General features: G+C 64.6%; 9 protein-coding genes. 3 read left to right on the top strand and 6 right to left on the bottom strand.

What is annotated here, in order from left to right; genetic code table 11:
* Together MOV74_RS27565 and MOV74_RS27560 are read right to left on the bottom strand one after the other, a co-directional pair.
* The coding region (locus MOV74_RS27565; protein ID WP_246929734.1) for a GAF domain-containing protein at nt 1–827 on the bottom strand (827 nt) is incomplete at its 3' end.
* A 288-nt stretch (nt 828–1,115) separates the two neighbouring features.
* Entirely contained in the window at nt 1,116–2,372 is a 1,257-nt protein-coding gene (locus MOV74_RS27560; protein ID WP_246929733.1) for an aspartate kinase, read from the bottom strand.
* Between the two features lie 149 nt (nt 2,373–2,521).
* On the opposite strand from MOV74_RS27560, the gene MOV74_RS27555 reads away from it, so the two are divergent.
* The 3 genes from MOV74_RS27555 (at nt 2,522) to MOV74_RS27545 (ending at nt 4,842) form a co-directional block, all read left to right on the top strand.
* Nucleotides 2,522–2,989, top strand: a complete 468-nt coding sequence (locus MOV74_RS27555) for a PH domain-containing protein (RefSeq protein ID WP_246929732.1) — start codon at nt 2,522–2,524, stop codon at nt 2,987–2,989.
* 14 nt (nt 2,990–3,003) lie between these two features.
* Nucleotides 3,004–3,771, top strand: coding sequence for a bifunctional 2-polyprenyl-6-hydroxyphenol methylase/3-demethylubiquinol 3-O-methyltransferase UbiG (gene ubiG / locus MOV74_RS27550; RefSeq protein ID WP_246929730.1), 768 nt, complete (start codon nt 3,004–3,006; stop codon nt 3,769–3,771).
* Nucleotides 3,772–3,942: 171 nt separating this feature from the next.
* Nucleotides 3,943–4,842, top strand: coding sequence for an EamA family transporter (locus tag MOV74_RS27545; protein WP_246929728.1), 900 nt, complete (start codon nt 3,943–3,945; stop codon nt 4,840–4,842).
* 16 nt (nt 4,843–4,858) lie between these two features.
* Here MOV74_RS27545 and MOV74_RS27540 read toward each other — a convergent pair whose 3' ends face one another.
* The 4 genes from MOV74_RS27540 to MOV74_RS27525 all read right to left on the bottom strand — a co-directional run.
* Complete coding sequence (locus MOV74_RS27540; RefSeq protein WP_246929726.1) at nt 4,859–5,335, bottom strand: DUF1178 family protein; 477 nt, start codon at nt 5,333–5,335, stop codon at nt 4,859–4,861.
* A complete protein-coding gene (locus tag MOV74_RS27535) occupies nt 5,332–6,210 on the bottom strand; it encodes a carbon-nitrogen hydrolase family protein (protein WP_246929724.1) in 879 nt (292 codons plus the stop codon). The genes MOV74_RS27540 and MOV74_RS27535 overlap by 4 nt, the downstream gene beginning before the upstream one ends.
* The gene (gene grxC / locus MOV74_RS27530) at nt 6,207–6,482 is read right to left on the bottom strand and encodes a glutaredoxin 3 (protein WP_246929723.1); all 276 of its coding nucleotides are present in this window, start codon (nt 6,480–6,482) and stop codon (nt 6,207–6,209) included. Before grxC ends, MOV74_RS27535 begins: the two co-directional genes overlap by 4 nt.
* Before the next feature lie 47 nt (nt 6,483–6,529).
* Nucleotides 6,530–6,832, bottom strand: a 303-nt coding sequence (locus MOV74_RS27525) for a ComF family protein (RefSeq protein WP_258719557.1), incomplete at its 5' end; no start/stop codon positions are given.

Below are 6,832 nucleotides of genomic sequence, written 5' to 3'. Positions count from 1 at the left end.
GTGAGGCCGGTCGCGACCGCCTCGTGCAGCTTGTGCGACCAGCCCTGGGCGGTGGCGAACATGCGGTAGGCTGCCAGCACCTCCCGGTGCTCGCCGCCCGCGGCGACGTCGCCGCGCTCCAGCATGCGGTCGAGATCGGCGCGCAGCTTGGCGAGCGCGGTGTCGAGCCGCTTGATTTCCTTGGGCAAGTCCTCGGCGATGTAGTCCTTGATGACGACGCGCGGCTCGTGCAGCACGACATGGCCGAGTGCGATGCCCTCCGACAGGATGGCGCCGACCTTCTGCGCGGAATGGCGCGCGGCCGGCTCCTGGCCCGGCTGGGCCAGCGCGGAGAGTTCCCCGGACGCGATCAGCTCCGCCAGCACCATCGCGGTGGTCTGCAGCGCCTCGAGCTCTTCCTCGACATAGTTGCGCTTGGCGCGGTTCTGCACCACCAGCACGCCGAGCGTATTGCCGGCCCGCAGGATCGGCACGCCGAGGAAGGAGTGGTAAATTTCTTCGCCGGTCTCGGGACGGAACGAGAAGGCCGGGTGGCTCTGCGCATCGCTCAGGTTGAGCGGTGTCGCCTCGCTGGCGACGAGGCCGACCAGGCCTTCATGGGCGCTCAGCACGGTGTGGTGCACCGCCTCGCGGTTGAGGCCTTCGGTGGCGTAGAGCTCCAGTGTGTTGTCGATGCGCAGCACATAGACCGAGCACACCTCGGCCACCATGTTGGCGGCGATCAGCACCACGATCTTGTCCAGCCGCTCCTGGGCCGAGACCTGCTCCGCCATGGTTTCGCGGAGCCGTCTCAACAAGACGCGGGGACCTCCCGACGCGCTCCGCATGTCCCGTCAATCTCCTCCGTCTGCCCGGCCCGGCGGTATCGGCCGGCGGCTGGCCCAAAATTCCAGAAAAACAACCAATTTGTTTGTCCGGCGCCGGCACAAGCCCAAAATCACTCGAGATTTAGCGCTTGCACCGAATCGGTGCCGCCTGAACTGGGACACAGTCTACGGCAGCCCACCCTGTTCGCCGTATAGCGAATTGAGGCTTGTTTTGCCAAGCAAAACGCCTGCCAAACGCGAAGGTGTGTACACCTTCGCGTTTGCTGCGACCGCTAAGAGAAAATTAGTCTAGGTCTGATCGAGGCCGTAGAGCGTGTGCAGCGTGCGCACCGCAAGCTCGGTATAGGCGGTGTCGATCAAAACCGAGAATTTGATCTCGGAGGTTGTGATGGCCCGGATGTTGATATTCCGTCCGGCGAGGGCCGAAAACGCCTGGGCGGCGACGCCGGCATGGCTGCGCATGCCACTGCCGATCACCGAGATCTTGGCGACGTCGGTGGCGGTATCGAGCCGCGCGTAGCCGATCTTGCCCTTGGCGGCGGTAATCGTGTCCTTGGCGCGGGTATAGTCGGCCGCCGGCACCGTGAAGGTGAGGTCGGTGGTCTTGCCGTCCTCGGAGACATTCTGCACGATCATGTCGACGTTGATGTTGGCATCCGCGAGCGGGCCGAAGATCGAGGCCGCAACGCCCGGCTTGTCCTCGATCTGGCGCACCGAGATCTGGGCCTCGTCCTTGGAGAAGGCGATACCGGTGACGACGTGGCTTTCCATGATCTCCTCCTCGCTGCAGATCAGCGTGCCGGGCGGCTGGTTGGCATGCGGGTCGATATCCTCGGGCTTGTCGAAGCTCGAGCGGACGAAGATCGGCATGTTGTGGACCATGCCGAGTTCCACCGAGCGGACCTGGAGCACTTTTGCGCCCTGAGAGGCCAGTTCCAGCATGTCTTCGAACGCGATCTTGTCGAGCCTCTTGGCCTTCGGCACGATTCGCGGGTCGGTGGTGTAGACGCCGTCGACGTCGGTATAGATGTCGCAGCGGTCGGCCTTGACGGCTGCGGCAATCGCCACGGCAGAGGTGTCGGAGCCGCCGCGGCCGAGCGTGGTGATGCGGTTTGTCTCGGCGGTGATGCCCTGAAAGCCGGCGATGACCGCGACCTCCTTGCGCTCCCTAAAGCGCTTGATGATCTCGCTACCGTCGATGTCCTCGATCCGGGCCGAGGCATGGGCGTCGCTGGTCTTGATCGGGATCTGCCAGCCCTGCCAGGAGCGGGCTTGGATGCCCATGCCCTGAAGGGCGATGGCAAGAAGGCCGGAGGTTACCTGCTCGCCGGAGGCGACGACGGCGTCGTATTCGCGCGCATCGTGCATCGGCGAGGCCTCGGTGCACCAGGCCACCAGTTCGTTGGTCTTGCCGGACATCGCCGAGACGACCACGGCCACTTCGTGGCCGGCGTCGACCTCACGCTTCACATGGCGTGCGACGTTGCGGATACGTTCGATGTTGGCGACGGATGTGCCGCCGAATTTCATCACGAGGCGGCTCATGACGACGCGTGCATTCCTTCATAAGGATCAGTATGGTGACCCGCGCAAGGCGATGCTGCGGGCATCCGACCGCGCGTATACAGAGGGGCGGGGCCGGGGGCAAGCGGGTTCCTGCTCCGGCCAATCCGGGCAATGGGTTAATCCAGGTTATGGCGCGCTATATTGACGAAATCCTGCAGCCGGGCGAGCGGGTGCTGTATTCGACCAATGCGCACTGGATCTTCTATTTTCCGGCGATTCTGGCCTGGATCGTGGCCTTGGGCCTGTTCGTGCTGTCGCGGCAGACCACGGTCGAAGGGCTCGTGCTGCTGTGTCTCGTCGCCGCGGCGCTGGTGGCTCTCGCCGCCCTGTACTGGACCGCGAAGGGCTGGTTCCACCGCTTCACCACCGAGACCGACGTCACCAATCTCAGGGTCGTGCACAAGACCGGTTTCATCAAGCGCCGCACCTTCGAGATGGCGCTGGACAAGGTCGAGAGCGTCGACGTCAACCAGACGATCCTTGGACGTATTCTCAACTACGGCGATGTGACCATCAACGGGGTCGGCGAAGGCCGCGAAACCATCCGGACCATCGCCTCGCCGCTCGCCTTCCGTAGTTCGATCACCACGCGGTAGGACCGCGCGTAACCATGAGCATGCAGCAAAATACTTCCGCAACCGCCCAGCCGGGCTCGACCGTCGACGCCGCCGAGATCGCGAAATTCTCAAAACTCTCGGCCGAGTGGTGGGACCCCAATGGCAAGATGGCGCCGCTGCACCGGATCAACCCGCTGCGGCTCGGCTATATCCGCGACGCCGCCTGCCGCAAGTTCGAGCGCAACGTGCGCAGCCTCAACTGCCTCGGTGGCCTGCGCGTGCTCGACATCGGCTGCGGTGCCGGACTGCTGTGCGAGCCACTGTCGCGCCTGGGTGCGCAGGTCATCGGCGTCGATCCGTCGGTCAGCAACATCGCGGCCGCGAAGCTGCACGCCGACAAGGCGCATCTGTCGATCGACTATCGCTGCACCACGGTGGAGGAGATCGACCCGCGCGAGCGCTTCGACATCGTGCTGGCGATGGAAGTGGTCGAGCACGTCGTCGATGTCGGCGTCTTCCTGAAGCGTTGCGCCGCGATGCTGAAGCCGAACGGCCTCATGGTGGTCTCGACGCTGAACCGCAACTGGAAGAGCTTCGCGCTCGCCATCGTCGGCGCCGAATATGTCCTGCGCTGGCTGCCGCGCGGCACCCATGAGTGGAATAAGTTCGTCACCCCCGACGAGCTGACGAAATACCTGCTCGACAACCGCCTCGTCATCACCGAGCAGACCGGCGTGGTCTACTCGCCCTTCGCCGACAAATGGACCCTCTCGTCGGACATGGACGTGAACTACATGGTGGTGGCGGAAGCGATGGTGTGAGGCTGTGAGTGGGGCGCGAGCTGCTCCGCCACAGACGGTGTCGTGCGTTCGCAGGGACGACAGCGGAGATTGTGGCGAAAGCATCGCTCCCATGACGCCCACGTGGTTGACCGCGTGGGTTGCAGCTTGCAGGTTGGCTCGACCTTTCCAGCACTAGCCAGCCCCACCCCCATGTTCACCGTCGCCAGCCTCTGGATTCCCTTCACGATCGTCGCCGCGCTGGGCCAGGTCGCGCGCAATGCGATGCAGCGGTCGTTGACGAAGCCGCTGGGGACCTGGGGCGCGACCAATATCCGCTTCCTGTTCGGCTTCCCGTTCTCGGTGCTGTTCTTGGGGTCGGTGCTGATCGCCACCGGCGATCAACTCGGCATGCCGCCGACCGCGTTCTGGCCGTGGCTGCTGCTCGGGGCGCTCAGCCAGATCGTCGCGACAGGCTTGATGCTGCTGGCGATGAACGACCGCTCCTTCGTGGTGACGACGGCGTATCTGAAGACCGAGGCGATCCAGACCGCGATCTTCGGCTTCGTCTTTCTCGGCGATCACCTGACCTGGCTGAAGGTGCTGGCGATCGTCATCGCGACCATCGGTGTCGTCATCACCGCGCTGCGGCCCGGCGGCGAGAAGAGTTTTGCGGAATTGAGGCCGACCATCACCGGCCTCGTTGCTGCTGCGGCCTTCGCGCTCTCCGCGGTCGGGTTTCGCGGCGCCATCATCAACGTGCCGGGCGTATCGTTCGTGACCGCGGCCTCGTTCACGCTGGTGCTCGGCCTCCTCGTGCAGACTCTGATCCTGACGATCTATCTGCTCTGGCGCGCGCCAAATATCCTGCGGGCGATTCTGGGGCTATGGCAGCCGTCGATGCTCGCGGGCTTCATGGGCGCCTTCGCCTCGCAATTCTGGTTTCTGGCCTTCGCGCTGACCGCCGCCGCCAATGTCCGCACCCTCGCCCTGATCGAGGTGCTGTTCGCGCAAGGCGTGGCGTATTACTCGTTCAAGCAGCCAATCGAGCCGCGCGAGATTTTCGGCATTGTGCTGATCGTGGTCGGCGTGGCGCTACTGGTGGGCGTCTGACGAAGAACGCGAAAACCTAATTCCGGTCTTCCGGCAGGGTCGGCAGCGGCGAAACCTCGATGCCCTCGTCGATCAGCGACTTTGCTTCTTCCGGCGAGGCCTCGCCGTAGATCGGACGGTGCTCCTTGTCGCCGTAATGCATCGCGCGGGCTTCGTTCGCAAAACGCTCGCCGACATTGTCGGCGTTCTTCACGATGTGATCGCGCAATTCCTTCAGCTTGGTGCGCAGCTCTTTTTCCTGCGCCATCAGCAGCGAGGTCGGACCTGATGGTGCGGCCTCGGGCGTGGTCGCGGGCTCCGGCGGCGGGCTCGCGCGCCCGCGGCCCTTCTTGCCGACGATGCGCGGCGCCATGATTGCCTTCTCGACCTTGGCCGAGCCGCAGATCGGACAGGTCACGAGCTTGCGCTTGACCTGAGAATCATACGCCGACGAGCTCTGGAACCAACTTTCGAAGTCGTGGTCCCGGTCGCAGCGTAGCGCATAGCGGATCATGCCGATCCCCGTACGAGGTGCAGATGATCCGGCCCCGCCTTGGGGTCGGACACGCCAAAGCGGCGGCCGTGCTGGAGCGAGGGGATCGCGCGACGCGCGGTCTCGACCTTGGCCGGATCGATCTGGGCCATGATGATGCCGGGCTCGACGTCGCCCTCGGCGAGGATCTCGCCCCAGGGATCGATGATCAGCGAATGGCCGTAAGTCTCGCGCTTGTTCTCATGCAAGCCTGCCTGCGCTGCGGCGAAGATGAAACAGCCGGTCTCGATCGCGCGCGCGCGCAGCAGCACGTGCCAATGCGCTTCGCCGGTCTTGCGGGTGAAGGCCGAGGGCACGGTGATGAAATACGCGCCGCTCTCGGCGAGAGCGCGATAGAGCGCGGGGAAGCGCACATCGTAGCAGATCGTCAAGCCCACCCGGCCCCAGGGCAGGTCGGAGATCACGGCGGTCTCACCGGGCTGGTAATTGGCGGATTCGCGATAGCTCTCGCCGTCCGGCAGCTCGATGTCGAACATGTGGATCTTGTCGTAGCTCGCGAGCACATTGCCCTCGGGCCCGATCAGGAAGGAGCGATTGACCGCCTTCTCCGGCGAGAAGCGCAGCGCCAGCGAGCCGACATGGAGGTGGATCTTCAGTTCCGCCGCGAGCGCGCGGTAAGCCTTCAGCGAGGTGTCGTCCTCCTCGCTCTGCAGATGCTCGAACAGCGCCTTGCGGTTCAGCTGCATCATGTTGCTGACTTCGGGCGTCTGCACGTAATCGGCGCCATTCCCCGCAGCCTGCCGGATCAGCCTGGTGGCCTGCGCGAGACTGGGCTCGGGCATCAAACCGGTGCGCATCTGAACCATCGCGGCGGTGAACGTCCGATTCTCGCTCATGAAACTGCCTTCACGCTTTCGAGCATGCCGTCGAGCTTGCCCTCGCGATCGAGGGCGTAGAGGTCGTCGCAGCCGCCGACATGAGCTCCGCCGATCCAGATCTGCGGGAAGGTCGAGCCCTCGCCGGCGCGGTCGTACATCTCGGCCCGCCAGGAAGGGTTCTTGGCGACGTCGAATTCGGTGAAGGCCACCTTCTTGCGGGTCAGCAGCGACCTGGCAGCGGAACAATAGCCGCAGCCCGGCCTGGTGTAGATCTCGACAGCAGCAATCATCTCGTCTGGCGCTCTCTTGTCATGAATTCATTGAATTATATGGGACTTTACCTGACCTCCACAACCCGGGCGAACACCAGCACGTCGACCTGGGCCGCTTTGGCACGCAACAGGGCCCGCGCGCAGGCATCCAGCGTCGCGCCGGAGGTCAGGACGTCGTCGATCAGGACAATGCGCCGGCCCTGGACTTCAGCCTGGCGGTCCGGGGATACCTGGAACGCGCCCTGCACATTGGTGGCGCGCTGGGCCCGCGAGAGGCCGATCTGCTGCTCGGTGGCGCGCACCCGGCGCAGCACCTCAGCCCTCGTCTTGACCCCGGTCTGTCGCTCGATGGTCTGCGCCAGCGCCCC

The sequence above is a fragment of the Bradyrhizobium sp. SHOUNA76 genome (genome assembly GCF_023006445.1).
GTDB lineage: Bacteria > Pseudomonadota > Alphaproteobacteria > Rhizobiales > Xanthobacteraceae > Bradyrhizobium.
This window is presented reverse-complemented; position numbering and strand designations above follow the sequence as displayed.

Excerpts from the sequence above, each read along its gene's own strand:
- MOV74_RS27560 (WP_246929733.1), bottom strand. The coding sequence starts at position 2,372 with ATGAGCCGCCTCGTGATGAAATTCGGCGGCACATCCGTCGCCAACATC.
- MOV74_RS27555 (WP_246929732.1), top strand. The coding sequence starts at position 2,522 with ATGGCGCGCTATATTGACGAAATCCTGCAGCCGGGCGAGCGGGTGCTG.
- ubiG (WP_246929730.1), top strand. The coding sequence starts at position 3,004 with ATGAGCATGCAGCAAAATACTTCCGCAACCGCCCAGCCGGGCTCGACC.
- MOV74_RS27545 (WP_246929728.1), top strand. The coding sequence starts at position 3,943 with ATGTTCACCGTCGCCAGCCTCTGGATTCCCTTCACGATCGTCGCCGCG.
- MOV74_RS27540 (WP_246929726.1), bottom strand. The coding sequence starts at position 5,335 with ATGATCCGCTATGCGCTACGCTGCGACCGGGACCACGACTTCGAAAGT.
- MOV74_RS27535 (WP_246929724.1), bottom strand. The coding sequence starts at position 6,210 with ATGAGCGAGAATCGGACGTTCACCGCCGCGATGGTTCAGATGCGCACC.
- grxC (WP_246929723.1), bottom strand. The coding sequence starts at position 6,482 with ATGATTGCTGCTGTCGAGATCTACACCAGGCCGGGCTGCGGCTATTGT.